Annotated in this window: 27 protein-coding genes; 16 read left to right on the top strand and 11 right to left on the bottom strand. The window is 37.1% G+C overall.

All coding sequences use genetic code 11. The annotated features are described in order from the left end of the window. Positions 1-42: 42 nt before the first annotated feature. Positions 43-2,025 (bottom strand): BspA family leucine-rich repeat surface protein, encoded by a 1,983-nt coding sequence (locus LV704_RS16500; RefSeq protein WP_163422659.1) that lies wholly within the window; start codon positions 2,023-2,025, stop codon positions 43-45. A 321-nt stretch (positions 2,026-2,346) separates the two neighbouring features. On the opposite strand from LV704_RS16500, the gene LV704_RS16495 reads away from it, so the two are divergent. Further along, positions 2,347-3,861, top strand: coding sequence for a ComEC/Rec2 family competence protein (locus LV704_RS16495; protein WP_163422660.1), 1,515 nt, complete (start codon positions 2,347-2,349; stop codon positions 3,859-3,861). On the opposite strand, the gene LV704_RS16490 is transcribed toward LV704_RS16495, so the two are convergent. The 5 genes from LV704_RS16490 to LV704_RS16470 are packed head-to-tail and all read right to left on the bottom strand — an operon-like array spanning position 3,858 to position 8,079. After that, positions 3,858-4,157 carry a hypothetical protein gene (locus LV704_RS16490; RefSeq protein ID WP_163422661.1) on the bottom strand — a complete coding sequence of 100 codons (300 nt, stop codon included), beginning with the start codon at positions 4,155-4,157 and terminating at the stop codon, positions 3,858-3,860. The genes LV704_RS16495 and LV704_RS16490 overlap by 4 nt on opposite strands. Then, positions 4,157-6,154: an NAD-dependent DNA ligase LigA gene (gene ligA / locus LV704_RS16485; RefSeq protein WP_163422662.1), complete on the bottom strand. Its 1,998-nt coding sequence runs from the start codon at positions 6,152-6,154 to the stop codon at positions 4,157-4,159. The genes LV704_RS16490 and ligA overlap by 1 nt, the downstream gene beginning before the upstream one ends. Next, a complete protein-coding gene (locus LV704_RS16480; protein ID WP_163422663.1) occupies positions 6,155-6,736 on the bottom strand; it encodes a TIGR00730 family Rossman fold protein in 582 nt (193 codons plus the stop codon). A 1-nt stretch (position 6,737) separates the two neighbouring features. Beyond that, positions 6,738-7,592 (bottom strand): peptide chain release factor N(5)-glutamine methyltransferase, encoded by an 855-nt coding sequence (gene prmC / locus LV704_RS16475; RefSeq protein WP_163422664.1) that lies wholly within the window; start codon positions 7,590-7,592, stop codon positions 6,738-6,740. 1 nt (position 7,593) lies between these two features. Further along, on the bottom strand, positions 7,594-8,079 hold the full coding sequence (locus tag LV704_RS16470; RefSeq protein ID WP_163422665.1) for a GNAT family N-acetyltransferase: 486 nt from the start codon (positions 8,077-8,079) through the stop codon (positions 7,594-7,596). A gap of 11 nt (positions 8,080-8,090) precedes the next feature. On the opposite strand from LV704_RS16470, the gene ribD reads away from it, so the two are divergent. Genes ribD through LV704_RS16450 form a run of 4 tightly spaced genes read left to right on the top strand, consistent with a single transcriptional unit; the run spans position 8,091 to position 11,230 of the window. After that, positions 8,091-9,161: a bifunctional diaminohydroxyphosphoribosylaminopyrimidine deaminase/5-amino-6-(5-phosphoribosylamino)uracil reductase RibD gene (gene ribD, locus LV704_RS16465; RefSeq protein ID WP_233782069.1), complete on the top strand. Its 1,071-nt coding sequence runs from the start codon at positions 8,091-8,093 to the stop codon at positions 9,159-9,161. Beyond that, positions 9,154-9,756, top strand: a complete 603-nt coding sequence (locus LV704_RS16460; protein WP_163422666.1) for an HAD family phosphatase — start codon at positions 9,154-9,156, stop codon at positions 9,754-9,756. The genes ribD and LV704_RS16460 overlap by 8 nt, the downstream gene beginning before the upstream one ends. After that, positions 9,756-10,619 (top strand): GRP family sugar transporter, encoded by an 864-nt coding sequence (locus LV704_RS16455; RefSeq protein WP_163422667.1) that lies wholly within the window; start codon positions 9,756-9,758, stop codon positions 10,617-10,619. The genes LV704_RS16460 and LV704_RS16455 overlap by 1 nt, the downstream gene beginning before the upstream one ends. Next, complete coding sequence (locus LV704_RS16450) at positions 10,619-11,230, top strand: YigZ family protein (RefSeq protein WP_163422668.1); 612 nt, start codon at positions 10,619-10,621, stop codon at positions 11,228-11,230. Before LV704_RS16455 ends, LV704_RS16450 begins: the two co-directional genes overlap by 1 nt. Here the strand turns inward: LV704_RS16450 and LV704_RS16445 are convergent. Beyond that, on the bottom strand, positions 11,227-11,625 hold the full coding sequence (locus LV704_RS16445) for a thioesterase family protein (protein WP_163422669.1): 399 nt from the start codon (positions 11,623-11,625) through the stop codon (positions 11,227-11,229). The two genes, LV704_RS16450 and LV704_RS16445, sit on opposite strands and share 4 nt — an antisense overlap. 205 nt (positions 11,626-11,830) lie before the next feature. On the opposite strand from LV704_RS16445, the gene dnaA reads away from it, so the two are divergent. Genes dnaA through LV704_RS16430 form a run of 3 tightly spaced genes read left to right on the top strand, consistent with a single transcriptional unit; the run spans position 11,831 to position 14,456 of the window. Continuing rightward, positions 11,831-13,255 (top strand): chromosomal replication initiator protein DnaA, encoded by a 1,425-nt coding sequence (dnaA, locus tag LV704_RS16440; RefSeq protein WP_163422670.1) that lies wholly within the window; start codon positions 11,831-11,833, stop codon positions 13,253-13,255. Between the two features lie 14 nt (positions 13,256-13,269). After that, positions 13,270-13,722, top strand: a complete 453-nt coding sequence (locus LV704_RS16435) for a low molecular weight protein-tyrosine-phosphatase (protein ID WP_163422671.1) — start codon at positions 13,270-13,272, stop codon at positions 13,720-13,722. A 5-nt stretch (positions 13,723-13,727) separates the two neighbouring features. Continuing rightward, positions 13,728-14,456 carry an SAM-dependent methyltransferase gene (locus tag LV704_RS16430; RefSeq protein WP_163422672.1) on the top strand — a complete coding sequence of 243 codons (729 nt, stop codon included), beginning with the start codon at positions 13,728-13,730 and terminating at the stop codon, positions 14,454-14,456. Positions 14,457-14,505: 49 nt separating this feature from the next. Here the strand turns inward: LV704_RS16430 and LV704_RS16425 are convergent, their stop codons facing one another. From LV704_RS16425 to dapF, 4 genes are all read right to left on the bottom strand, one after another. Beyond that, entirely contained in the window at positions 14,506-15,150 is a 645-nt protein-coding gene (locus LV704_RS16425) for a hypothetical protein (protein ID WP_163422673.1), read from the bottom strand. Between the two features lie 159 nt (positions 15,151-15,309). Further along, on the bottom strand, positions 15,310-16,353 hold the full coding sequence (gene mltG, locus LV704_RS16420; protein ID WP_163422674.1) for an endolytic transglycosylase MltG: 1,044 nt from the start codon (positions 16,351-16,353) through the stop codon (positions 15,310-15,312). Beyond that, entirely contained in the window at positions 16,343-16,876 is a 534-nt protein-coding gene (locus tag LV704_RS16415) for a GNAT family N-acetyltransferase (protein WP_163422675.1), read from the bottom strand. Before LV704_RS16415 ends, mltG begins: the two co-directional genes overlap by 11 nt. Further along, positions 16,870-17,643 (bottom strand): diaminopimelate epimerase, encoded by a 774-nt coding sequence (gene dapF / locus LV704_RS16410; protein WP_163422676.1) that lies wholly within the window; start codon positions 17,641-17,643, stop codon positions 16,870-16,872. Before dapF ends, LV704_RS16415 begins: the two co-directional genes overlap by 7 nt. A 133-nt stretch (positions 17,644-17,776) precedes the next feature. Here dapF and LV704_RS16405 point away from each other — a divergent pair, with 133 nt between their 5' ends. The 8 genes from LV704_RS16405 (at position 17,777) to LV704_RS16370 (ending at position 26,355) form a co-directional block, all read left to right on the top strand. After that, positions 17,777-19,168 carry a trypsin-like peptidase domain-containing protein gene (locus LV704_RS16405; protein ID WP_163422677.1) on the top strand — a complete coding sequence of 464 codons (1,392 nt, stop codon included), beginning with the start codon at positions 17,777-17,779 and terminating at the stop codon, positions 19,166-19,168. Positions 19,169-19,297: 129 nt separating this feature from the next. Continuing rightward, positions 19,298-20,746 carry a glyceraldehyde-3-phosphate dehydrogenase gene (locus LV704_RS16400; RefSeq protein ID WP_163422678.1) on the top strand — a complete coding sequence of 483 codons (1,449 nt, stop codon included), beginning with the start codon at positions 19,298-19,300 and terminating at the stop codon, positions 20,744-20,746. 109 nt (positions 20,747-20,855) lie between these two features. After that, positions 20,856-21,461 (top strand): tRNA (guanine-N1)-methyltransferase, encoded by a 606-nt coding sequence (locus tag LV704_RS16395; RefSeq protein WP_163422679.1) that lies wholly within the window; start codon positions 20,856-20,858, stop codon positions 21,459-21,461. Between the two features lie 76 nt (positions 21,462-21,537). Next, entirely contained in the window at positions 21,538-21,996 is a 459-nt protein-coding gene (locus tag LV704_RS16390) for a GNAT family N-acetyltransferase (protein WP_163422680.1), read from the top strand. A 31-nt stretch (positions 21,997-22,027) separates the two neighbouring features. Further along, on the top strand, positions 22,028-22,702 hold the full coding sequence (gene trmD / locus LV704_RS16385) for a tRNA (guanosine(37)-N1)-methyltransferase TrmD (protein WP_163422681.1): 675 nt from the start codon (positions 22,028-22,030) through the stop codon (positions 22,700-22,702). 67 nt (positions 22,703-22,769) lie between these two features. Then, positions 22,770-23,027: a hypothetical protein gene (locus LV704_RS16380; RefSeq protein ID WP_163422682.1), complete on the top strand. Its 258-nt coding sequence runs from the start codon at positions 22,770-22,772 to the stop codon at positions 23,025-23,027. 124 nt (positions 23,028-23,151) lie between these two features. After that, positions 23,152-23,502 (top strand): 50S ribosomal protein L19, encoded by a 351-nt coding sequence (gene rplS / locus LV704_RS16375; RefSeq protein WP_163422683.1) that lies wholly within the window; start codon positions 23,152-23,154, stop codon positions 23,500-23,502. Positions 23,503-24,132: 630 nt separating this feature from the next. Further along, entirely contained in the window at positions 24,133-26,355 is a 2,223-nt protein-coding gene (locus LV704_RS16370; protein WP_163422684.1) for an NADP-dependent isocitrate dehydrogenase, read from the top strand. Positions 26,356-26,367: the final 12 nt, after the last annotated feature.

The following is a 26,367-nucleotide window of genomic DNA, read 5'->3' as shown; positions in this document are numbered from 1 at the left end:
TTCTATTTCTTGACTAGTCAAACCCCATGACAACAGAAGCACTTAAGGATTACAATTTTGACCGTCATCTGTTATTGTCCATCCCTTATTGACTGTCAAACCACCGCGAGCGGCAGCAGCAAAATTGGAACAATAGTTAATGCCAATTGCACCAAAAGAAATATTGTCCGGGGTATTGATGTTGGCATTCCAGCCGATTAGGGTGGCATCATAATTTTCTGGCGACAACCCTGCACCTCCACTGAACATATCAAACATTGTTGTAATCGAGTTCAAATTCCAAGCGCCCAAACTTCTATCAAATAATTCTGCACTTTGGAACATTCCGGTCATATGTGTAACCGAACTTACATCCCAATTGCTTAAATCTTGATTGAACGCATTTGCATCTGAAAACATATAATTCATAAGTATAACCGATCCTACATCCCAGTTACTCAAATCTTGGTTGAACGCATTAGCTTGCGCAAACATACCTTGCGTAGTTAATACTGAATGTAAATCCCAACCACTTAGATCTCCATTAAAAGATTCTGTCAGCAAGAACATCTCTGACATATCTGTTACTGATCCTACATCCCAACCGTCCAAATCTCGATTAAACGAGCTTGCTCCAGCAAACATCCCTCTCATATTTGTAATGTTGCTTACATCCCAATTGGCTATATCTCCATTGAAAGAAGTATCTCCTCTAAACATATTACTTAAATCTGTAACCATAGACAAATCGGGTACATCAGTAGCATTATAAATCATATTTGGACAACCAGCGAGTGCATAATTCAAATCTCGCCAGCGTATAGAGCCCCATTGATCAATACTCGATAACTTGACCTGATGATTTGGCGCTAAAAACATTTCAATTTGCGGAAAATCACCTACAATAGCTACGGTATATGTCCCCGCAGTATCATAAGTATGTTCAGGGTTTATGCTGTTTGCAATATCTTCCACTGTACCATCTCCCCAGTTAATTGTATAGTCATATGTCAAATTAGGGTTAACTCCAATGCCGATAGATTCCATATCATTTGAAGTTTTCCAGGTAGTTACAAAGGCAGCGACATCCAATGGGTCAGCTTCTACAATATCGGCAACTATTATGGTCACTTCAGCCTCCAAATCATTATGGATACCGTCGGTAACGGATATAGTAATACGGTGTTCTTTACTGGTTTCAAAGTCCAATGATTCTCCACTTTCCAAGCTTAACTTACCGTCATCAGTAATGTTAAAAAGGTTGTTGTCGTTCGTGACAATTTCAAAGGTTAGAAATTCGTTCTGAGGATTGCTAGTCGTTACGGTACCGATTAATTCCATGTCACCAATATTCTCAGGAACTTCAAAGGTCTGATCTACAATATCAACTCCATCAATAACCGTAATGGTCACCTCAGCCATTGATGCTGTATTCCCGTCAGAAACTTGAACTATGATTTTATGCTCCTCGCCCATCTCAAAATCCAAGGCCTTTCCACTTGCCAAACTCAACTCTCCATCTTTGGTAATTTCGAACAGGTCATTGTCATTGACTAAAATTTCAAAACTAAGCACATCATTTTCAGGGTCATTGGCCATTATCTTGCCAATTACAAAAGTGTCAGATATATTTTCATTGACCGTAAAAAAAGATTCATCAGAAATGGCCGTCTCATTCTCATCTAGCACCATTACCGTCACATAATTAAAAAATTCCCCTGTGCCATCCGTAACCCTTACAGTGAATTTGTGCTCCTTTGCTGTCTCAAAGTCCAAGTTCTTTCCATTGATCAAACGCAGTTCACCTGATTTGGAAACTGTAAAGAGATTGGATTTGTCCAGGCCTATTCGAAAAGTTAGTGGATCACCATTCGGATCATCCGCATAAACATTTCCGATTATCTCGGAATTGGTTATTGCTTCTGAAATTTCAAAAGTTTGGGGGTTAATCACGGGGATTCCTCTGGTATGGCCATCATCATCATTGCTACAGGACAACAGAATCAATGCTGGAATAGAACTGAATAGCAAGCTTTTAATTTTCATCTGAAACTTATTTATCTGCAATTTCTTCAATCTATGAGCTATTTTTTTTCTGGATTGATGGATACCTTCTTTGGGTTGACCAGCGGCTTATTCTAACTAAAAAAGCTGGTTCGCCAAACCTCTCTAAAGCAGGTTGGGACAGTCTTGTAGTAATTTAAATGGATAATTATTTTACAATGAGAATGCGTGTAAAGTCGCTCCAAATTCAATCATTCATACAAAATTTAATACCTCCTTTACATCTATTTAAGTTTTGATATAAGAAATTTCCTATATTGAAAAGTATCTTTTTTTAAAGCCAACAACTAAAATCAAAGAATCATGCCACAATTGGATGCTGCTCTTTTCAATACAAACGGATCTAGAAAATTTACTTATACAGGTTTCCCAGATGCTAAGATTCTTGAAAGTGAAACCTCATCAAAATGGGTGCAACATTTACTTTTTGGAGACTACGTCACCATTTTGGATACTGAAGTGGTCAATGACCGTGTATTAGTGCTCTCCAGAAACAAAAGAGGTTGGATTTCCATTGAAAACATACAAAAGCAGCGAACTCTTGAAGTCAATTTTGTAGATATTGGGCAAGGAGATGGATGCCATATGGTTACACCGGATGATAAGCATTATTTAATTGATGCGGGCAAAGGAGACAACATGTATCGTTACCTCTACTGGCGTTTCAATCTAGATAAGAATACTAGTTTGCCAATGAAGTTTAAGGCCATAGTCAGTCATCCAGATAATGATCATTATTTAGGTTTTGCTGATATTTTTGAAGAACCCGCTATTAAGTTCGATAAAATCTATCATAGTGGTATTGTGCATCGCCCTGTTGATAACAGCAAAGGTTGGAACACCCAGTTGGGGAAAGTTGATGAGCTTTCAGATGGTGAAAAATATGTACTGTCATTGGAACTGACCGATGCAGCTATGAAGTCAATCTTGAACGACCCACAAAACTCTTCTGGCACAGGATCACAATACCCAGAGACCATGGCTCTATCGTTGGCGCAACAACCTCAACCAAATTTTGAAGCGCTTAATAACAATACTGGATTTTTATTGGGCAATGGTGGAGATAACGAACTTTCATTAAATGTAATTGCTCCAATTATTGCTCAGAAGGATGGAAAACAAGTGCTGCCATTTTTAAAGGACAATGGAAAAACAAAGAATGGACACTCTGTTCTGTTGATGTTGAAATATAAACATTTGCGGGTGATGTTAGGGGGTGATATTAATGAGGAAGCAGGAGAATACATCAATCATAAACTGGGTACCAATGCCAAAGCTACCTTACAAGCAGATATTGCCAAGGCCTGCCACCATGGTAGCCATTTGTTCAGTTATGAGTTTTTGGAAAATATAAATGCCCTCGGCACGGTTATTTCTAGTGGTGATAATGAAAACTACAGTCATCCCAGACCAGACACTCTAGGAGCCATAGGAAAGACAGGATACAGCAAAAAGCCTTTGATTTTTAGTACAGAACTTGCCCGTTCCAATAAAGATTTCTCTTCAACCACTATTCCCGAGTTGGTAAAAAAATATCAAAAGTGGGAGGAGGTAAAAACCGAGTATGAAGACTTTAAAGCCAATTTTGTGGATACCCCAGCAAACCAAATAAAGCTTAAAGACCTTAAAGAAGAAATGGTGAAAAAATACAAAGAGATCAATTCCTATCTAACCCGCTACGGCATGATAAGTTTGCGCAGTGATGGGGAACAAATGATTGTTGCCCAAAAACTGGAAAAAGATGGTCGAGGTGGTAAATATGATATTTATAAGTTTGCTTTTGATACGCAAGAGCAGCGGTTTGTGCGAAAATCTTAGCGTTCTAAAACAAATTCCATCAGTTTTTGCAATTCCTCTTCAAAATTACATTTTGGAAAAGACTCATTAGCTTGCCTGTACCAATACCCAGCATTCCAATCGTCTCCTTCCAACCTGTGTAAATATGCATGAATTCGACTTCCTATTTTTGTGTGTAAATCTTGGGCAATGTCATGAGAAGCATTCCAATCCCCCTTAGCTGCCCACCAAATTGATTGTAATGCTGGGGGCCAATCCACAGAGGGAGTAGCTTTAACCAAGGTATCTTTAAACGCTTCAAGAGTTTCTGGCACCATCAATCTAACTTTTCTAAAAACTCTTGTTCAGAAATAATTGGCACTCCTAAACCTTCTGCTTTTGTTTTCTTACTCGGCCCCATGTTTTCACCTGCAACCAGAAAAGATGTTTTGGAGGAGATGGATGAAGCCACTTTACCACCGTTGTCTTCAATTAGCTTTTTAAGTTCTGTTCTTCCAAGGGATTCAAAAACGCCAGAAACCACAAACGTCTGCCCCTTTAGTTTTTCAGATTGATTTTGCAGCTGTTCTTCAGATAATGAAAACTGTAGTCCATACAATTTTAACCGCTCCACAATCTCAATATTCAAGGGTTCTGCAAAAAACTGTACAACACTTTCAGCAATACGTCCTCCTATCTCATCAACAGTTACCAGTTCTTCTTCCGTTGCAATAATCAAGGCATCTATGTTCTTGTAGGCCTTGGCAAGTTTTTTAGCTACTGTCTCGCCTACGTAGCGTATTCCCAAACCAAACAGCACACGCTCAAAAGGAATTGCTACGGAAGCTGCAACTCCATTGACCAGGTTCTCTGCAGATTTCTCTGCCATTCGTTCCAGTGGCATTACCTGCTCTTTAGTCAAGGAGTATAAATCTGCATAATTCGCTATCAACCCTTCTTTAAAAAGCAATTCAACAGTTTCACCACCCAAACCTTCAATATCCATTGCCTTTCTGGAGATAAAATGCTGAATGCGACCTGTTATCTGAGTTGGGCAACCGGTATCATTTGGACAAAAATGCTGTGCCTCTCCCTCTTTGCGTATCAGTTCCGTATTACATTCGGGGCAATGCTGAATATATGTGGTTGGAACAGAGTCCGAAGGACGTTTGGTAAAATCCACTGCAATAATCTTTGGAATAATCTCTCCTCCCTTCTCTACAAAAACAGTATCCCCTACTCTAATATCCAATTTTTCTATCTGATCTGCATTGTGCAAAGAGGCTCTCTTTACAGTAGTGCCGGCAAGTAAAACCGGTTCTAGGTTAGCAACAGGTGTAATAGCTCCTGTCCGCCCTACCTGATAAGTGATTTCATGTAGCACCGTTGAAACCTGCTCAGCTTTAAATTTATAGGCCATAGCCCAACGCGGTGCCTTAGCAGTATAACCCAATTCTTCTTGATGGCGTAAACTATTTACTTTGATAACCACTCCATCTGTTTCATAAGGCAAATCATGACGGTGTACATCCCAATAATCAACAAACCGCATTACATCATCCGTAGTTTTGCACAATTTTGCAACAGTGGGCACTTTAAAGCCCCAAGAACGTGCTTTATCCAGAACTTCAAACTGGGAAACAATATTCAGGTTTTTACCGGTAATACTGTACAATAAGCATTCTAAAGGGCGTTGCGCTACCAAAGCGCTATCTTGCAATTTTAAACTGCCCGATGCTGTATTCCTAGGATTCATATAGGCTTCTTCGCCATTGGCAAGGCGTTCTTGGTTCATTTTGGCAAAACCTTCCAGTGTTAGAATAATCTCACCACGTATGTCAAATTTTGATGGGTAGTCGCCTTTTAGCTGAAGTGGGACAGATTTTATGGTCTTAATGTTCGTGGTTACATTATCTCCTTGAAAACCATCTCCTCTTGTTACCGCTTTAACTAATTTCCCTTCTTCATAGGTTAGACTGATAGAAGCTCCGTCATATTTTAGTTCGCAAGTGAATTCCACATCAACATCTCCCAAAATACGTTGAATTCGCTTTTCCCAATCCTCTAGGTCTTCTTTAGAATAAGAATTATCCAAAGAATACATACGATGTTCGTGTTGAATGGTTTCAAAATTTTTGGTCACCTCTCCACCAACTCTCAAAGTAGGAGAAGTAGCATCATAAAACTCCGGATGTGTTTCTTCTAATTTCTGAAGTTCCTTCAGTTTTACATCAAACTCATAATCCGAAATTGTTGGTTTATCCAGCACATAATAGTTGTAATTATGTCCCCTTAATTCATCCCTAAGGATTGTGATTTTTTCTTGGTTAGTCATCTAAGTTTGTTCTTTTGCAATCCATTTTGGAACTGCTGTAGGTTTATATGCCTCCATTTTTGCCAAAAGTTTTTCCGGAGTATCATCCACCAATAACATATCCAGATTTTCCTGTTTTAAAAATCCATTGGTCACCATAGTGTCCAAAAACTGAAGCATAGTACCAAAAAAACCTTTTACATTCAATATTCCAATAGGTTTTTGATGCAGTCCAAGTTGTCCCCACGTAATGATTTCAAACAACTCTTCCAAAGTACCAAACCCTCCAGGAAGGGCTATAAATCCATTGGACCGTTCATGCATTTCCAATTTTCTTTCGTGCATGGTTTCCACTACAATCAGTTCGGTAATGTTTGGGTGAAAAACTTCCTTGCTTTTTAAGAAATCAGGTATCACACCTATCACATTCCCGTTTTGGGTTAAGACTCCATCAGCAACTTGTCCCATTAGTCCCACTTTGGCTCCACCGTAAACTAAGTTAATGTCCTTGATGGCTAAATATTCACCCAGTTTAAAGGCCATATCAGTCACATCAGGGTCATTACCTGTGCTGCTTCCACAAAAAACCGCAATGCTATCCATATCAATCTAGTTTACCTTTAAGCATTCTATCATTTCCAAAGAAATCTTTGCGTAGTTCAATTTCTGAAAAATTCTGCGCTTCTAAAAGTGCTTTGGTTTCCTTTCCTAAATATTGATTGATTTCTAAGTACAAGTTTCCTTTTTTAGAAAAGTATCTTTCAGCAAAAACAATAATGGCTCTATAAAATAGCAATGCATCTTCATCTGGAACAAAAAGCGCTATACTTGGTTCATATGCCTTTACATTATTCTTGATTTCTTCCTTCTCTAATTCTCTCACATATGGCGGATTAGAGACAATAATGTCAAACTCATATTCAATCTCTTTTGGATTTAAAATATCCATGTGGATACATTCAACTTCAACAGTATTTAATTCTGCATTCGCTTTTGCAACTTCCAATGTTTCTTCTGAAATATCCATTGCATAGACTTTTGCATTTGGGAGATTTTTTGCCAAAGCAATTGCAATACACCCACTACCGGTACCTATGTCAAGGATTTTCAGGTCTCGACTGTGTATAGCTCTGCAATCTGAAATTATCCATTCCACCAATTCCTCTGTTTCAGGCCGTGGAATCAGTACATGTTCATTGACCTTCAGTTCCAAATCCATAAAGTGGGCTACTCCTAAAATATACTGCAAGGGTTTTTCTAGTTTCAACTCAGCTAAAGCTTTAAAAAGTGGTTGTTCTTCAACCTTGGTAATTGCAAGGTTGGGTTGTACCACCAATACAAACCGTTCTAATTTTAGATAATGCTCTATCAAGCTATAAAAAAAGGAATCAACTTCTTCTTTAGGATAAAGGGCATCTAATTCTTTATGGAAAATAGTTTTGATTTCCTTTAGCAGCATGCTACAGCTTTTTAAGCATCCAAACCGGACATGAATAATGACCTGTATTGCCCATTGGGGCATCTAGATATTCAAAACCATTCTTCGTATATAGTTTTTGCGCAGCTTTCATGTAGGGCATTGTCTCTAAATAACAATGTTCAAAGCCATACGACTCCGCTTTTTCCAAACATATCGTAATCATTTTAGAACCCAAACCCCTACCTCTCGTTTCTTCCAATAAATACATTTTTTGCAACTCACAGACATTACCTTCATAATTATCCAATTGCGCAATTCCCGCACAACCAATAATTTGTCCATTGTCATCAACTACAAAATATGTTGCCTTAGACATGTTATATGCACCGTACATATCATCCAAAGCTTTATCCGCGTATGCAGAACCAACTTTTGGCACCCCCATCTCTAATAAAACCTTGCGTATTACTTGGGCTACCTGAACGTTATCATCTGGTGTAATTTCCCTAATTATGGCCTCACCCATATTGTGTTTTAATGTTCTATTTTTGCGATGTGAATATACATGAAAAATACATGTTACGATGCATTCAATTGGGCAAAAAAGGGCTTGGAACTGCAGCACCAAATCCTATGGTAGGATGTGTTGTTGTGCACAAAAATAAAATCATTGGGGAAGGCTTCACAAGTCCATACGGTGGTGCACATGCAGAAGTAAATGCAATTAACTCCGTAAAAGACAAGGAACTACTTTCTATGGCCGCTCTTTATGTAAGTTTAGAGCCTTGCTCCCATTTTGGGAAAACACCTCCATGCACCAATCTTATTATTGAACACAAAATTCCGGAGGTTTTTATAGGACTTCAAGATCCACATGATAAAGTTTCGGGAAAAGGAATTGAAAAATTGAAAGCTTCCGGTTGTGAAGTAACTATTGGTGTTCTTGAAAAAGAATGCAGAATTCACCATAAACGATTTTTAAGTCTTCAAGAAAAAAAGCGCCCTTACCTAATTTTAAAATGGGCCGAAACGCAAGATGGTTTTATCGCCCCAAATACCAAAGCGAGAAAGAAAACACCAGAACCTGTATGGATTACCAATACATACTCTAAACAATTGGTTCATAAATGGCGTAGTGAGGAACAAGCTATTTTGGTTGGCACCAATACTATTTTAGAAGATAATCCGAAATTGACGGTAAGAAGCTGGGAGGGAAAACACCCCACGCGAGTTATTCTAGATAAAGATTTGAAGATTCCTTCAGGCTTTCATGTTTTGGACAAAAGCATACAAACAATTGTGTTTACTCAAATTGCTGATTCATCTAAATACATGGATGGCATTGATTACGAATTAATTGATTTCTCCGCCCCCATTGGAAAACAGATTTGTTCAACGCTTTATAAACATTCCATAACCAGTCTTTTTATTGAAGGGGGTTCAAAAACCCTTCAGACCTTTATTAATGAAGGTTTATGGGATGAAGCTCGAGTTTTTAAGGGATCAACCAACTTTAAAAGTGGAATTACATCCCCAAAAATTTCTGGAGAACTATTAGAGACAAAACCTATTTTATCAGATACCCTATCAATTTTCATAAATGATTAAAAATATTATTCTAGACTTTGGCGATATTTTCATAGACCTAGACAAATTGGCAACACCCAGAGCCATGGAAAAGTTTGGTTATAAAAGTCCGACCCCAGATTTGGATACTTTATTTAGGGACTATGAAAAAGGGCTAACAAGCTCTCAAAAATTTTTAGAAGAAGTCTCTAACTTTTTCCCTAATGCCTCCGAGAAAGATTTAATAGCTGCGTGGAACGCTATATTATTGGATTTCCCTGATAGAAGATTAGAATTTGTAGAAAAATTGGCAGAAGAAAATCAATACCGCCTATTTCTGTTGAGCAATACCAATGACATTCATATTGAATTTGTAAAAAAGCAAATGGGTATGGAAAAATTCAATCGTTTTAAAAATGCTTTTGAAGTGTTTTACCTTTCCTATGAAATGAAAATGCGAAAACCAGATGCTGAAATATTTGAATTTGTGCTGACGGCAAACAAATTGAATGCATCAGAGACCATTTTTGTAGACGACACAAAAGAGAATACTGATGCTGCTTCTAGTTTGGGAATAAAAACGTGGAACCTACAAGTAGGTAAGGAGGATATTACCCAGTTAAAATCTTACTTATAATGTTGAACCTTGCTCTTAGTGTTCTTTGCTCCAGTTTAATTTTTGTCGTTTTTAAATTATTTGATGTCTACAAAATCCAAACGCTTTATGCCATCATTACCAATTATGTAGTTGCTTGTGTGGTAGGGATGTTGCTATATGAAGGCGATGTTGATTTTAATGAGATTGTAAATAAATCCTGGTTTTTAGGCACCTTGGCCCTAGGAGTCTTTTTTATACTGGTTTTTAATCTTATGGCCAGAGCTTCACAGGTTGCAGGTGTTGCCGTAGCTTCGGTAGCAACAAAGATGTCTTTGGTGATGCCTGTACTTTTTGGGGTTATTTTTTATAAAGAAACCTTATCTGTTTTTCAAATTATTGGAATTTTGTTGGCTCTCGCTGCTGTTTACTTTGCTTCCATGAAGGAAAAATCAATTGCACTCTCTAAAAAGACTTTGTTATTACCATTACTTGTTTTTTTAGGTTCAGGTATCATCGATATCTGCATGAAATATTTTCAGGAAAACCATTTGGACTCTAAAGAGGTTGCAATTTTCTCATCTATGGTTTTTGGTTTTGCAGCACTGACCGGATTTGTTTTTATTGGCACAAAGGCAATAAAAAAACCGCTAAAGGTTAATTTTAGAAATATTGTTGGTGGCATTGTGCTTGGTGTTCCCAATTATTTTTCCATTTTCTTTTTAATTCGAGCACTTCAAAACGAAAGATTTGATAGCGCGGCTATCTTTACACTTAACAATGTAGCTATTGTAATGCTTTCTACCCTATTGGGAATTCTTATCTTCAAGGAGAAACTTAGTCTAAAAAACTGGGGAGGCATAGCCTTGGCCATTGTTAGTATCATGCTGGTAGCTCTATTCTAATGGAAGAAGAGGATATTTATAAAACGATAAGAGAACCTTCTCCAGAAATTCTGTTTAAGGATAGAAAAAGTAAATTTTTTGGTTACGCGTTTCCAATTTCTTCGGAAGAGGATGTTAAACCAATAATTGAATCACTGCGAAAGAAACACCACACCGCTAATCATGTATGCTATGCATGGCAATTGGGCAAAAAGACCCACACCTATAGAACTAATGATGATGGCGAGCCCAACAACTCGGCTGGAATGCCCATTTATGGGCAAATTCAGTCTTTTGGAGTCACCAATGTTTTGATTGCCGTTGCCAGGGTGTTTGGCGGAACAAAACTTGGCGTTGGCGGGCTTATACAAGCGTATCGTGCGGCGGCTCAAATGGCTTTGGAAAATGCCCCTATTATTGAAAAAACAATAGAATCCGAATTTCAATTGCATTTTGACTATCCTGCAATGGATAAGGTAATGCGTTGTATCAAGCAAAAAGGAATTAAGATTGTTTCACAACAAATGGAATTAAAATGCTCTCTTCTTATTTCAGTTAGAAAAAGTCAAGCAGCTCAAACCAAGCAAATATTTGAGGAGATGCAAAATGTTGTGATTCAATCAAAGGATTAAAACCTTAATTTCCCCAAAATGGAATCAGGACATTTTATGGGTCTATTGGTCTTTTTGTCGATAAAGGCCAAAACCGTATTTGCCTCTACCAATAATTCTCTGGCTTCATTATAGATTTTGTAATCAAATTCAATCTTTACCAATGGAGCTTTTTTAATATTCGTTTCTACTGTAAGCAAATCATCATAAAGAGCAGATTTTTTATAATCTATTTGTAAGGAAATTACAGGTAGTATGATTCCATTTTCCTCCATGCTCTTATAACTGATGCCCAAGGCCCTTAACCACTCCACTCTGCCCATTTCTAGATATTGTGCATAGTTGCCATGGTACACAACACCCATTTGGTCGGTCTCTCCATAACGGACCCTAAAAGAAAATGAATTTAATCTCATATATTAACTGAAAAATTATATATTTAGTGGCTTGGTTAACATTAAGGAAACATGCGAAAAAAAAATAGAATATTCAACCACTAAATCATTTTTTTTTTCAAAGATTTGTTCACATATTTGTCGCATCTAATAAGCGTCTAATCCCCCTTAGATGTTTAGTCTAAAGCTTTAAAGCTAACCAACAAAAACTAAGGAAAAAACTTTTATGAGTGTTACTGCAAATTCCGTATGGAACAACTGTTTGGCTTTTATCAAGGATAATATCCAACCGCAGGCATTCAAGACTTGGTTTGAACCTATTAAGCCTATCAAGTTAACAGACAAAGCTCTTAGTGTACAAGTACCAAGTAAATTCTTCTATGAATGGTTAGAGGAACATTATGTTAAGCTTTTGAAAGTGGCTCTTACCAAGGAGTTAGGAAGTAACGCAAAACTTATTTACATCATTAAAATGGAAAATAAGTACGGTAATAAGGAACCGTTCACAGAACAAATTCCAAGTTCTAATCGTACCGCTGTTGGCCCTCAAGAGTTAGATGTGCCAATTACCTCAAAAAGCCCAGAATTAAAGAATCCTTTTGTGATTCCTGGTATTCGAAATATTAAAATAGAATCCCAGTTAAATCCAAATTATAATTTCGAGAATTTTCTAGAAGGCGATTCCAATAGACTTGCAAGATCTGCAGGAATGGCAGTTGCCAACAAACCTGGTGGCACTTCTTTTAATCCGTTATTAGTTTTTGGAGGTGTTGGTTTGGGCAAAACGCACTTGGCACATGCCATTGGTGTTGAAATCAAGGACAAATACCCCGAAAAGACAGTACTATATATTTCTGCGGAAAAATTTACCCAGCAGTATATTGAATCTGTAAAAAAGAATACTAGGAACGATTTCATTCACTTTTATCAACTAATAGATGTACTTATCATTGATGATGTACAATTCTTATCTGGTAAATCTGGAACCCAAGATGTTTTCTTCCATATCTTCAATCACTTGCACCAAAATGGAAAGCAGGTTATCCTTACATCCGACAAGGCACCTGTAGATATGCAAGATATTGAACAACGATTATTGTCGCGTTTTAAATGGGGTCTTTCCGCTGAGCTTCAAAGTCCTGATTTTGAAACTAGGATTTCCATTTTAAAGAACAAACTGTATCGTGATGGGGTAGAAATGCCAGATGATATCATTGATCATGTTGCAAAGAATATTAAAACAAATATAAGGGAACTGGAAGGCGCTATAATCTCTTTAATTGCACAATCCTCTTTTAACAAACGTGACATTACCCTGGAACTAGCCCAACAAGTGGTAGAGAAGTTTGTGAAAAATACAAAAAGAGAAGTCTCCATTGATTATATTCAAAAAGTGGTCTCAGACTATTTTGAAATGGATGTGGCTACGTTGCAATCCAAAACTAGAAAGCGCCATATTGTTCAAGCAAGACAGTTGGCCATGTTCTTTGCCAAAAAATTTACAAAAGCCTCCCTTGCCAGTATCGGTTCCCAAATAGGAAAACGAGATCATGCCACTGTATTGCATGCCTGCAAAACAGTTGACAACCTTGCAGAGACCGATAAGCAGTTTAGAAAGTACATTGAAGACCTGAGCAAAAAATTCTCTTAATCTTTTTTAGCTTCATGAAAACCAAAGTTTTAATGGTCTGCTTAGGAAACATCTGCAGATCTCCTTTGGCAGAAGGTATATTAAAATCCAAAGTAGATGCTAATGCCGTACTTGTGGATTCTTCTGGAACTGCAGGATATCATATTGGCAATCCACCAGACAAAAGATCTATAGCTGTTGCGCAAAAACACTTATTAGATATTAGTGCTCAAAAGTGTAGACAATTTTCTAAAAATGATTTTAAAGAGTTCGATTTAATCTATGCCATGGATAAAAACAACTTTATAAATATTTTAAGTCTGGCCAATACTGAAAAGGATAAAAAAAAGGTTAGATTGTTGTTAGACGAAGTAAATCTAGGCATTAATGAAGTGCCAGATCCGTACTATGGTGGAGTTGATGGCTTTGAAGAGGTCTACCAAATGATCAATAGCGCTTGTGAAGCGATTGCTAAAAAATTAAACTAAGTGAAATGGAAGAAGTAAAACCGGGTCTTGTTTTGGGTAAAGTTTACTTAATTCCAACAACGTTGGGAGACAATGCCCCATTGGAGGTGCTTCCAATTTCCATTAAGAGGACCATTGAAAATACTGATCACTATATTGTTGAGAACGAAAAGACCGCTCGTCATTTCATAAAAAAAATAAGTCCAAGCAAGGCACAACCTAGCCTACATATTGAAACTTTAAACAAATTCACAGATCCTGCAGTGATTCCCACTTATCTGGACCCCTGCATTCATGGGTTCAATGTAGGTATTTTATCTGAGGCAGGCTGCCCAGGTATTGCAGACCCCGGTGCTGACGTCATTAAGGTTGCCCATGAAAAAAGGATACAGGTAGTTCCTTTGGTAGGTCCATCCTCCATTCTTATGGCCATGATGTCCAGTGGTATGAATGGCCAAAATTTTGCCTTTAATGGTTATTTGCCTATAGATGCCGCAGAGCGTAAGGCAATGATCAAAAGTTTAGAACGAGTTTCCAGAGAGAAAGGGCAATCACAAATATTTATGGAAACTCCATACAGAAATGATAAGCTTTTAAAGGAGCTGACGAAAATACTACAGAAGAGCACCAGACTATGTATTGCCTCTGACATTACACTACCAACGGAGTTTATAAAAACCAAAATTGCACATGAATGGGGTGAGATTAATGTAGACCTAAACAAAAGACCCACTATATTTATCATTCAAGCATAAAAAAACCAGAAGTAAATTCTGGTTTTTAAATCATATCCCAAAAAAGGATTTAGACTTTTGCGTTTCTCTTTTGTTCAATTATGGAAATATCATATCCCGCGAACTTTCTAATATAGTAAGAGATAGTACTTCCATAGGCATCAGCAACATCATTCTTTCCATAGGACCGTAAATACTTCTTTACGTTTCCTGCTCCTGCCAAATGTGCCGCAGCCAAAATACCAGATTCTGTAATTTGAACTCCCCTTATGCGTTTTCCGTTAAAACGTTTTATATCTCTTCTAAGAATCCATTTGTTACGGGCAATATTGGTTTCAAATGTTCTCTCTTGTAGTACTGGGTCATTTAAAAACTCTTCGGAGTCATATACTCCCATCATATTTAAAGTGCTCAACCCAAATTGGTATTTTCCAAGATATCCAAAAGTGTTGACCACACCATATCTTCCTTGAGATTCCTTAAAGGCCAAAGCCTCTTTAAAACCATTATAGGCATTTCCTAAAAAAGGAGGAGAAATCAACGTGCTCTCTAAACCTTTAATTGAATCTTGAAGAACCAAATGTTCAAAGTTCGTTTTCACTCTTAACGAATCAGGAACCACATAGTCCATCTTTTTGGTTACGGTGTATGTACCAAAGCTTGTCAAAATTACAATCATGGCAAGATGCAAAACAAAACCTATCCATCTTTTCATAACTCACATATTTAATATCTCAGTGCTCAAAAGCAGCGAAATTAAATTTGATCGGCAAATATAGGGGGAGACTTTATTTTAACACTTATAAAGCTCTTAAGTTTTTCTTAAATCGCACCTAAATTACGTTAAAGCGCTGAAAATAAACGACAAAGAGTATTATCTGCGGACCTTTTGAGAATTGATCCATCGGATATATTGCACCTTATTTCGGTTATGTTGTGCCAAAGATTTGGCAAACATATGGTATCCAAAGTTAGAAACATCCGCCACGAAATATAGATAATCGTGTTTTTCAAAATTTAAAACTGCTTCAACGGAAGCAATATCGGGCATAGCAATCGGACCCGGGGGTATTCCACTATACTTATATGTATTGTATGGGGAGTCTATTTCTAAATCTCGATACAAAACTCGTTTAATAATGGTATCGTAATTACCTGTTTCTTTCTTAATGGCAAAGATCACGGTAGGATCTGCCTGAAGCAATATGCCCCTTTTTATCCTATTTAAATAAACTCCCGCCACTCTAGGACGCTCCTCTGCCTTTACCGTCTCTTTTTGAACTATAGCCGCCAAAGCAATGACTTGGGAAGGAGAAAGATTAAGTTCTTTGGCTTTTTCTAACCGACTATCATTCCAAAACCTCTGGTACTCCTTTAACATTCTATCCCTAAAGCTTTGAGCATTAGTATTCCAAAAGAATTCATAGGTATTAGGAATATACATTCCCAATTTTGAATCTTTATTAAAATTGGATTTGCTAAGAAATTCTGAATCATTAAAGGCTTGGGAAAGTGAAAGGCTATCTGCTTCAATTTGTTCGGATATCCTACCTGCCAGTGCATCCAAGGATTCTTGATTGTTAAAAGATACTTTTACCGGGATATTATTGCTTCTTAGTGAATTAATGATTTCATTATTATTCATCCCTTTTCTAATAGCGAATTTTCCACCCTTAACATTATTGACGTACCCTTTACGTTCTGCTACGGATTCAAAAGTCGATACATTTTTTAACAGTGGGGTCAAGTTGGTCTTTACTTCTGAAAAAGTAGCTTCTGAAGGTATGTAAACAAAAGCTTCATCATTATTAAACTGGGTATTTGGGCTAAAAATGGCACCATAAATCTGGTAAGCCATGAAACCACAGATCAAAAGGCCTAGAAGGGCAGCTGCCCAAAGTACTTTTTTAAGATACATTGGAATTTATTTTTTGGAAAATTATTTCATTTTTAAAACCGCTATTGGTTCTGACCCATTCTTTTTTCACTCCTATTTTAGTAAAGCCAAGCTTTTCAAACAAATGAATACTCGCTTTGTTTTCCTCTAGAATATTAGCATATAACTGATGTAGGTCAAGGATTGAAAAGGCATAATTGCACAATAAGGATATTGCTTCCGCACCTACACCTTTATTTCTGTCCTCTGTTTTGGTAATTACAATACCAATACCAGCTCTTCTATTTTTGGGGTCAAAATCAAACAAATCAATTAAACCAATGCAATCATCATTCTTGTTACATATACACAATCGCAATTGCTTTACATCATAAATGTCTCTATGCGCATTTTCCAGATAAAGCTGGAGCACTTTTTTTGAATATGGCTTTAATGTGCCACTAATCTCCCATATGGAAGTATCGTTTTCCAATTGGTAAAGGAAATCCAAATCTTTTGGCTCCAAAGCCCTTAAATAAATTTGCTCTCCCTTTAAGCTTAGCATTCAACCTCTCCTTTAAATACCTGTTTAGCAGGTCCTTTTAAAAAAATATCAGTGTAAGATCCATTTTGTTGTGCAAAACTTATTGAAAGAACACCACCTTGTGTATTGATATTTACACAGTTGGATTCCGTAATTCCTTGTTTGTGCATTGCAAGGGCAACCGCGGTAACTCCCGTTCCACAAGACAATGTCTCACCCTCTACCCCACGCTCGTACGTTCTTACGTCAAAAGAATCTTTATCTGATTGTTTAACGAAGTTAATGTTACTGCCAGATTCTCCATAAAGACCATACCGCAATTTCGCGCCTTCTACCTGTACATTCAAATCACTCAAGTTTTCAACTAGTTGCACATGATGGGGCGAACCTGTATCCAAAAAACTATACAGGGGCTTCTCTTTTACGTCCTTTACATCATTCATCTTGAGGTTTACAATATCTCCTTCAATACTAGCAAAATGTAAACCATCAATAGCTTTAAAAGATGTCTCATTATCTATCATGCCCAAATGCTTGGCAAAAGCTACTGCACACCTACCTCCATTACCGCACATACTTTGGCTTGCATCAGAATTAAAATACACCATTTCAAAGTCTGAAGCTGTATCATTTTCAAGTAAAATAAGTCCATCTGCTCCTACACCAAATCTCCTATCACAAAGTTTACCAATCAATTTGGTATCGTTTTTGGGGAACAGTTCTTGTCTATTATCAATGACTACAAAATCATTGCCCGTGCCTTGATATTTAAAAAATTGTAGTAACATAATTGCTTGCAAAAGAACAAAGATAGGGTATTCTTTAAGGTTTTTTTTGTAGTTAAAAACGAGTTAAACTAATCAAGCTACAAATGAATTCACCTAATTTTGTTAAAGCTTAATGTTAAATTATTACTGAATTATGAAGAGAATAGCCAGTTTGTTCATTGTATCGCTATTTGCAGGTGCAATTACTTTAGGAGCTTATAAATTATTTTTTGAAAAAGACACGTATAAATGGATTGCCGCAGATCAAGAAACTCCATTCTTGAGCACGAGCACCTTGTCCACTTCTGCGAGTGGGGCGGGAATAAATGAAGTTGATTTCACCATTGCAGCAGAAAAAACGGTAAATGCCGTGGTGCATGTTAAAAACTTAACCATCAATAAAGGGTCTAACAATCTTGCTGACTTCTTTTATGGGTCTGAACGCAAACAAACTCCACAAATTGGCACTGGTTCTGGAGTAATCATCTCACCAGACGGTTTTATTGTTACCAATAATCATGTTATAGCACAAGCCAGTCAATTAGAGATTACATTGAATAACAAAAGAACTTATGAAGCCGAAGTTATTGGTGCCGATGCAGATTCCGACATTGCTCTTTTAAAAATAGATGTGGACAAGCCACTACCCTACCTAGCCTTTGGTGATTCTGACAACGCCAAAATTGGTGAATGGGTTCTTGCAGTAGGAAATCCGTTTAGTCTTACTTCTACGGTAACGGCTGGAATTGTAAGTGCAAAAGCCAGGTCATTAGGAAGAAATCAGTCTTTTATACAAACAGATGCGGCGGTTAACCCCGGAAACAGTGGCGGTGCTTTAGTCAATACCAATGGAGACCTAATTGGAATCAATACGGCCATTACATCCCAAACCGGGTCTTATGTAGGCTATTCTTTTGCAGTACCCAGTAACATAGCGAAAAAGGTTGTCGAGGATATCATGGAATTTGGAAATGTGCAACGTGGAAGATTGGGTATTTCAGCGGCCAATATAAACTCCAGGGAAGCAATGGAGCTTGGCTTGGATGAAATAGAAGGGGTATATATTTCCCAAGTTAGTGAAGACTCAGGAGCAGAAGAAGCTGGACTAAAATCCGGAGATATCATCAAAAAAGTTGATAACATACTTATACGTAAGTTTTCTGAGCTTACAGGGTATCTTTCCTCAAAAAGACCAGGGGACGTGATTGAAGTCATCGTAGATAGAGAAGGCAACAGGGTTTCAAAACGGGTCACACTTAAAAAACAAAATACCCTAATCCTACCCAATACTGGGTTCATGGTTAAAAACCTTACCAAGGAAGACAAAAAGAACTTTGGAGTAAAGCAAGGGGTGAAAATCATTGATGTACCTGAAGGTTATGGTAGGTATAATCTAAAAAATAAAATAATCACCGAGCTTGATGATAAAGAGATTAAAAATATTGATGATGCCAAAACGCTTTTTGGTGAAATTTCCAAGTATGGAAGAACAAGCTTTACCATGATCAATGAAAAAGGAGAAAAAGAACGTCTGATCCTTCAATAAAAAATATAAAAAAAACGTCAAAAAAAGCACCTTTTCCAAGGTGCTTTTTTTATTTAAAAATCCTTTACGAAAACGTTTGAAATATCTAATTTTGCCGAGAATTTAAAAATAACAATTCAACCAGAATCCATGAGCGATATAAAGTCTTACGAAAAAGAACTTGCCTTCCAAGCCGATAGAAGAAAAGCAACCACAGAGTTCATTAAAATTATTAGTGATCTTTGGTACGATAAGGCCATTGAAGTAGTCCTTTTCAAGAATCAGATCATTGACAAAAATGTAAGTGATATTATCAATCTACATGAATATGCAGGCGAATTTGTTCAAAAACCCATCTCAATCTTTGATTCTGTTGAGATTCTTCGCGCCATTAACGACATTAGTTTACCACCTGCCAAACTAGATATTGGAAAGCTTACGTATGAATATCACTCAGATGATAATACCCATCTTAATGTAAAGGCCTTTGTTATAGAAAAACTCAAAGATGCCGAGTCTTCAAAAGAAATTAAACCTAAAGATGTTGTTCTTTACGGTTTTGGAAGAATTGGAAGATTGGTTGCCCGAGAACTTATGGCCAAAACCGGAAGAGGTAGTCAATTAAGACTTAGAGCAGTTGTAGTAAGAGGTGATGCAACCGAAGAGGTATTGGAAAAAAGGGCAGCGCTATTAAAAACAGATTCTGTTCATGGTCAGTTTATGGGGACTGTTGATGTTGATGTAAAAAATCAGGCACTTATTATAAACGGCACAACGGTCAAGTTTATTAATGCAGCAAAGCCCGAAGACATAGATTATACAAAATATGGTATTTATAATGCCCTAATCATTGATAATACAGGTGCCTTTAGAGATAAAGCAGCTCTTTCCAGACATTTAGAAGCCAAAGGGGCCAATAGAGTTTTACTTACCGCCCCTGGAAAAGAGGTTCCAAATATAGTGCATGGAGTAAACCATAATGCCTTTGATCCTGACAAGACCAAAATTTACTCCGCGGCCTCATGCACCACCAATGCTATTACCCCCATTCTAAAGGTAATTGAAGATTCGCTTGGAATTAAGAAGGGGCATTTAGAAACCATTCATGCATATACTAACGACCAAAATTTGGTAGATAATATGCACAGTAAATACCGAAGAGGACGTGCCGCTGCCTTGAATATGGTTATTACCGAAACCGGAGCTGGCGCAGCAGTTGCCAAAGCGCTGCCTTCATTAAAAGGAAAATTAACGTCCAACGCTATCCGCGTTCCCGTACCCAATGGCTCTCTGGCAATTTTAAACCTTGAGGTAAAGAACAAAACTTCCAAAGAAAGTATTAATACCATTTTAAAGAAGTATGCCCTTGAAGGTGATATGGTTGAGCAAATACAGTATTCTTTGAGCAATGAGCTGGTGTCATCCGATATTGTTGGCGCTTCTGCCCCATCAATTTATGATAGTAAAGCTACTTTGGTGTCCGCTGATGGAAAAAGTATTGTGCTTTACATATGGTATGATAACGAATATGGATACTCCCATCAGGTTATTAGACTTGCAAAATACATAGCCAAAGTAAGACGCTACACTTATTATTAGACTCAAAATATTAGAGAGATATAACTCTTCAAAATGTTTTTCTTTTGATTTTTAGTTTATTGGTGTAATTTCGCCCTACCCTTAATCTAAATTAATAAGAATATTGACCATGAAACGATTACAAGTTTTTTTCACCCTTGCTTTACTAACAGCTTCTTTTTCACTTTTAGCACAAGAACAGAATTCTAATTCTGACAACGACGAGACCCTTGTTGGTCAATTTCGAGAATTGGAAAGGAAATCTGGTAATTATAGGGCCAATGGTATTAGGTATGAAGTAATACGCCTTACGGACCTTAATAAGATAAAAACAAGCATATTCGATTCTGTCAATACAGCCAATGCGTCTATAAAAGATTTATCCGCCACCATTTCTAGCAATAAATCCGAAATAGAGGGTCTAAATGCCAAACTTCTGGAAGTCACAAATAATTTAAAAAATGTTACAGAAGAAAAGGACAGCATGTCGTTCTTTGGTGCTTTGGTCAGTAAAGGGACCTATAACTTTATTTTATGGTCTATAATTTTTGGTCTACTGCTGTTTTTACTCTTCTTCATTTATAGATTTAGAAATAGTAATTTTTTAACGCACCAAGCCAAAACGGCCTTAGCTGATGTAGAAGGAGAATATGAAGAACATAGAAGAAGGGCTTTAGAACGTGAACAAAAAATTAGCCGTCAGCTTCAGGATGAACTGAACAAGAATAAAAAATAAAACAATTGTTAAAGCTTCCTTTTCGGAAGCTTTTTTTTTAGTTACTTTATAAAACAAACCCCTACCCCAATTCATAATGGAAACTTTGGAAATTAAAAGTGCCACTCTATCGGATTTAGAGCTCATAGTGCCCTTATTTGATGCGTATAGGGTGTTTTATGAACAATCATCAGATTTTGATGCTTCCCGCTCTTTTCTAAAAGAACGTTTTTTAAATGACGAGAACATAATTTTTTTGGCATTGGAGAACGACAGAGCTGTTGGGTTTACGCAACTTTTTAAAACATTCTCATCTGTATCGCTTCAGCCCTTCTATATATTGAACGATCTATTTGTTTCTCCACAACTTCGAAAAAAAGGAGTAGGTGAAGCACTATTGAACCACGCCAAGTCTTTTTGTCAAATACAAGGGTTTAAAGGATTGGCACTGGAAACGGCAGCCAACAACCCCGCCCAGAAACTATATGAACGATTGGACTGGGAAAAAGATGAAGAGTATCTTCACTACTTCTGGAAGAACACCAACATAAATTAACCGCTATCTTTGACAACTTTCTTTACAAGCCATGAGGATAGACATTATAACAGTTTTACCAGAATTATTAAAGAGCCCTTTTGAGGCTTCAATTTTAAAACGGGCCATTGAGAAAGGTTTAGTAGAAGTCCATTTTCATAACCTTAGAGATTATTCTATTGGCAACTACAAACAGGTAGATGACTATCAATTTGGGGGCGGAGCGGGAATGGTATTGATGATAGAACCTATAGACAAATGCATCTCCAAACTTAAAAAAGAAAGGGACTATGATGATGTTATATACATGACACCAGATGGGGATACATTAAATCAAGGTATTTCCAATGAGGTTTCTCTCAAAAAAAACCTGATTATTCTATGTGGTCATTACAAGGGAGTTGACCAAAGAGTACGTGATTTATTCATTACCAGGGAAATCTCTATTGGTGATTATGTGCTTTCAGGTGGAGAATTAGCTGCGGCAGTTTTGTGCGACTCAATTATCAGGCTCCTTCCAGGAGTTTTAAATGATGAAACTTCGGCGCTTACAGATACTTTCCAAGATAATTTATTAGCACCACCCGTTTACACCAGACCTTCAGATTATAAAGGTTTAAAGGTTCCAGAAGTTTTGTTGAGTGGAGATTTTCCGAAAATTGAAAAGTGGCGGGAAGAACAAGCAATGGAGCGAACAACTAAACTAAGACCAGATTTATTAAAGTAATATGGAAACTAATCAATATATACATTTCATAATTAGCGGTTTGTTAAATGGAATTGCACATTTAATCATGATAATCGCCTGCATCGTTATGGTGGTCAAACAGAAAAATAGCGCGACTATTTTAATGTTGATTGCAAGCATTTTAACCCTGTTGTTTTCTGCAGGCAGCATTATATGGAATAAGATGGCAGCCTACAATGGTGCCGAATCCTTAGTACAGGTTACCAAAATCACTAGCATTTTAGGCGTTATACCATACCTTCTTTTTGCTTTGGGACTCATTCTATACGCTATAAAGTATTTAAAAAAACATGAGGCGCAGTAACCACATTTTAAAAAGTGAAAAACACCTTGCCATTTATAAATATTGCACTATTTTTGCAATCTCAAAATTAACCTCTGACGAAACACGTGAAAGTTGATCTTGTTAAACGTTAAAAAAATACAACATGGAATCCTTAATAAAATTTGTTGAAAACGAATTTGTTCCAAAAAAAGATTTTCCAGAATTCTCATCAGGTGATACCATCACGGTTTACTATGAAATTAAGGAAGGTGAAAAAACACGTACTCAGTTCTTCAAAGGAGTTGTAATCCAACGAAGAGGAAGTGGCGCCACAGAAACTTTTACCATTAGAAAAATGTCCGGTACAGTTGGAGTTGAAAGAATTTTTCCAATTAACATGCCAGCACTTCAAAGAGTAGAAGTCAATAAAAAAGGTAAGGTACGTAGATCTAGAATCTTCTATTTTAGAGGACTTACTGGTAAAAAAGCACGTATTAAAGAGGTAAGAGGGTAACCTCAAATCGCAACCCAATAAATTAAAGCACCTAAATAGGTGCTTTTTTTATGAACAATTGTTAATAACCATAGTTCATACATTGTTGATTTTTAATCCGTTACAAAATTTGGTTATCTGCAACTTTATTCTAATTTAGTGAAAGAAATATGAAGGAGATTATATCAAATTCTAATTTCTATTTTAGAGTCGACGTTCTTTAAAACTGATGTTTCCCTTTTAATTGGTAACACTACTGATCACAAAAGGAATTTCGAATTCTGGAAAGCTTAGGCAGACCTTAAAGAGAAATAGTAAATTTTATGTGCGGACAGAAGAGCAATTTTCTGTTTTGATAGGATTTAGGAAACTATTGGACCACTTTGCACAAATGTTGTTTAGTTGAAAAATTGAAAACATGGTGTTGAGTAAACGTCAAAAGAGCAACGGATGCAATCAATGGTTGCAATTTTGTGGCAACACAAAATAAAATCTTTTAGTTCTTTTCAGAAAGCCATATCGATGTTCACACATAGATATGGCTTTTGTTTTTTATATTCCTTCAAAAAAACACTCCTTTTTTTAGCAATATCCCTTAGTATAGCCACAGCCATAAATTGTATATTTGCTCCGCTTAAATAAAAACATTAGATGGCTAAGATTTTCTATACAAAAACTGACGAAGCGCCAGCCTTGGCTACATTATCCTTTTTACCAATTGTAAAAGCCTTTACAGAAACTGCCAATATTACCATTGAGACCAAAGACATTTCTCTTGCAGGTAGAATTGCGGCTGTGTTTCCGGAGTTTTTAAGTAACGAACAAAAAATATCTGATGATTTAGCACAATTAGGGGATTTGGCAAAAACCCCAGAGGCAAATATTATCAAGCTACCTAACATAAGTGCTTCCATTCCACAGCTAAAAGAAGCCATTGAAGAATTACAGCAAAAAGGGTACAAACTACCCAGTTATCCTGATGAGCCCCAGAATGAAGAGGAAAAAGCCATTAAATCCAGATATGACAAAATAAAAGGAAGCGCCGTAAATCCAGTTCTTCGTGAAGGAAACTCAGATAGACGAGCCCCAAAAGCAATAAAAAACTACGCCAAGAAAAATCCACATAGCATGGGCGAATGGTCTTCACAGTCCAACACTCATGTGGCAACTATGTCCGAAGGAGATTTTAAAAACAACGAAAAATCGTTGACAATGAAGTCTGCTGGTGATGTCCGTATTGAATTGGTTGATTCAAGTGGGACCGTAACGGTTCTTAAGGAAAATGTATCACTTCAAAAAGATGAAGTTATTGATGCCACGGTAATGAGCAAAAATGCATTGGTAAGTTTTCTTAAAAAGGAAGTTGCAGATGCAAAAAAAGATGATCTTTTGCTTTCGCTACATTTTAAAGCGACTATGATGAAGGTTTCTGACCCAATTATTTTTGGTCATGCGCTTAAAACATATTTTTCAGATTTATTTGAGAAGTACCAAGCTACTTTTGATGAGTTAGGAATAAATGCCAACAATGGATTAGAAAGTCTTCTTGGTAAATTAGAAGAGTTACCATCGGATAAACGCAAAGAAATTGAAAACGCCATAAGCGATACAATAGCAAATGGACCAGATTTGGCTATGGTGAATTCTGATAAAGGAATTACGAACCTTCATGTTCCCAGTGATATCATTATTGATGCTTCAATGCCAGCAATGATTAGGAATTCTGGTAAAATGTGGGACAAGAATGGAAAACTTCAAGATACCAAAGCCGTAATCCCTGATAGTAGTTATGCAGGTATCTATCAAGCTACAATAGATTTTTGTAAAGAACACGGAGCTTTTGACCCCACTACTATGGGTACAGTCCCCAATGTAGGTCTTATGGCTCAAAAGGCAGAAGAATATGGCTCACATGACAAAACCTTTGAAATCCAAAAAACGGGCACCGTTAGGGTTATAAATTCATCTAGCAATGAAACCTTGATTCAGCATAACGTTGAACAAGGAGATATTTGGAGAATGTGCCAAGTGAAAGATGCTCCTATCCAAGATTGGGTAAAACTAGCCGTATCAAGAGCAAGGGCAACAAATGTCCCCGCTATATTTTGGTTGGACAAAAATAGAGCTCATGATGCTGAACTGATTACCAAAGTTACCGAATACCTTACACACCATGATACTCAGGGGTTAGATATACAAATATTATCTCCGATAGAGGCGACAAGGTTTACTTTGGAGCGCATCAAAGCAGGAAAAGATACCATCTCGGTATCAGGAAATGTTTTGCGTGATTATCTTACAGATTTGTTCCCGATTCTTGAAGTAGGTACCAGTGCCAAGATGCTGTCCATAGTTCCTTTAATGAATGGCGGTGGACTGTTTGAAACCGGTGCCGGTGGATCTGCGCCAAAACATGTAGAGCAATTCTTGGACGAAGGACATTTAAGATGGGATTCCCTAGGTGAATTTTTGGCACTCGGAGTTTCTTTGGAGCATTATGGAGAAAAGAATGAAAACAAAAAAGCTGCTGTCCTTGCTGACGCCTTGGACAAAGCAACTGAAAAATTCTTGGACAATGATAAATCTCCATCAAGAAAAGTAAATGAATTGGATACACGTGGCAGTCATTTTTATTTGACACTATATTGGGCAGAACAATTAGCAGCTCAAAATGAAAATGAAGAGTTGAAAGCTGTTTTTACCAAAATCTTTGACGCATTAAAATCTAACGAAGGCCAGATTGCTCAAGAATTAATAGACGCACAAGGTTCTGCAGTGAACATTGGAGGTTATTATTTACCAGACACCAATCTAGCCTCTAAAGCAATGCGTCCTAGCGAAACATTCAATAAAATCCTGAATACAATAGCATAATTTCAAGTTTTA

The sequence above is a fragment of the Flagellimonas sp. CMM7 genome, from assembly GCF_021390195.1.
In the GTDB taxonomy this organism is placed as follows: Bacteria; Bacteroidota; Bacteroidia; order Flavobacteriales; family Flavobacteriaceae; genus Flagellimonas.
Note: the sequence above shows the minus strand (reverse complement) of the source record. Positions and strands in the feature narration are given on the sequence as shown.

Coding starts and splice junctions, on each gene's coding strand:
- LV704_RS16500 (WP_163422659.1), bottom strand. CDS start 2,025: ATGAAAATTAAAAGCTTGCTATTCAGTTCTATTCCAGCATTGATTCTG.
- LV704_RS16495 (WP_163422660.1), top strand. CDS start 2,347: ATGCCACAATTGGATGCTGCTCTTTTCAATACAAACGGATCTAGAAAA.
- LV704_RS16490 (WP_163422661.1), bottom strand. CDS start 4,157: ATGGTGCCAGAAACTCTTGAAGCGTTTAAAGATACCTTGGTTAAAGCT.
- ligA (WP_163422662.1), bottom strand. CDS start 6,154: ATGACTAACCAAGAAAAAATCACAATCCTTAGGGATGAATTAAGGGGA.
- LV704_RS16480 (WP_163422663.1), bottom strand. CDS start 6,736: ATGGATAGCATTGCGGTTTTTTGTGGAAGCAGCACAGGTAATGACCCT.
- prmC (WP_163422664.1), bottom strand. CDS start 7,592: ATGCTGCTAAAGGAAATCAAAACTATTTTCCATAAAGAATTAGATGCC.
- LV704_RS16470 (WP_163422665.1), bottom strand. CDS start 8,079: ATGGGTGAGGCCATAATTAGGGAAATTACACCAGATGATAACGTTCAG.
- ribD (WP_233782069.1), top strand. CDS start 8,091: ATGTTCTATTTTTGCGATGTGAATATACATGAAAAATACATGTTACGA.
- LV704_RS16460 (WP_163422666.1), top strand. CDS start 9,154: ATGATTAAAAATATTATTCTAGACTTTGGCGATATTTTCATAGACCTA.
- LV704_RS16455 (WP_163422667.1), top strand. CDS start 9,756: ATGTTGAACCTTGCTCTTAGTGTTCTTTGCTCCAGTTTAATTTTTGTC.
- LV704_RS16450 (WP_163422668.1), top strand. CDS start 10,619: ATGGAAGAAGAGGATATTTATAAAACGATAAGAGAACCTTCTCCAGAA.
- LV704_RS16445 (WP_163422669.1), bottom strand. CDS start 11,625: ATGAGATTAAATTCATTTTCTTTTAGGGTCCGTTATGGAGAGACCGAC.
- dnaA (WP_163422670.1), top strand. CDS start 11,831: ATGAGTGTTACTGCAAATTCCGTATGGAACAACTGTTTGGCTTTTATC.
- LV704_RS16435 (WP_163422671.1), top strand. CDS start 13,270: ATGAAAACCAAAGTTTTAATGGTCTGCTTAGGAAACATCTGCAGATCT.
- LV704_RS16430 (WP_163422672.1), top strand. CDS start 13,728: ATGGAAGAAGTAAAACCGGGTCTTGTTTTGGGTAAAGTTTACTTAATT.
- LV704_RS16425 (WP_163422673.1), bottom strand. CDS start 15,150: ATGAAAAGATGGATAGGTTTTGTTTTGCATCTTGCCATGATTGTAATT.
- mltG (WP_163422674.1), bottom strand. CDS start 16,353: ATGTATCTTAAAAAAGTACTTTGGGCAGCTGCCCTTCTAGGCCTTTTG.
- LV704_RS16415 (WP_163422675.1), bottom strand. CDS start 16,876: ATGCTAAGCTTAAAGGGAGAGCAAATTTATTTAAGGGCTTTGGAGCCA.
- dapF (WP_163422676.1), bottom strand. CDS start 17,643: ATGTTACTACAATTTTTTAAATATCAAGGCACGGGCAATGATTTTGTA.
- LV704_RS16405 (WP_163422677.1), top strand. CDS start 17,777: ATGAAGAGAATAGCCAGTTTGTTCATTGTATCGCTATTTGCAGGTGCA.
- LV704_RS16400 (WP_163422678.1), top strand. CDS start 19,298: ATGAGCGATATAAAGTCTTACGAAAAAGAACTTGCCTTCCAAGCCGAT.
- LV704_RS16395 (WP_163422679.1), top strand. CDS start 20,856: ATGAAACGATTACAAGTTTTTTTCACCCTTGCTTTACTAACAGCTTCT.
- LV704_RS16390 (WP_163422680.1), top strand. CDS start 21,538: ATGGAAACTTTGGAAATTAAAAGTGCCACTCTATCGGATTTAGAGCTC.
- trmD (WP_163422681.1), top strand. CDS start 22,028: ATGAGGATAGACATTATAACAGTTTTACCAGAATTATTAAAGAGCCCT.
- LV704_RS16380 (WP_163422682.1), top strand. CDS start 22,770: ATGATAATCGCCTGCATCGTTATGGTGGTCAAACAGAAAAATAGCGCG.
- rplS (WP_163422683.1), top strand. CDS start 23,152: ATGGAATCCTTAATAAAATTTGTTGAAAACGAATTTGTTCCAAAAAAA.
- LV704_RS16370 (WP_163422684.1), top strand. CDS start 24,133: ATGGCTAAGATTTTCTATACAAAAACTGACGAAGCGCCAGCCTTGGCT.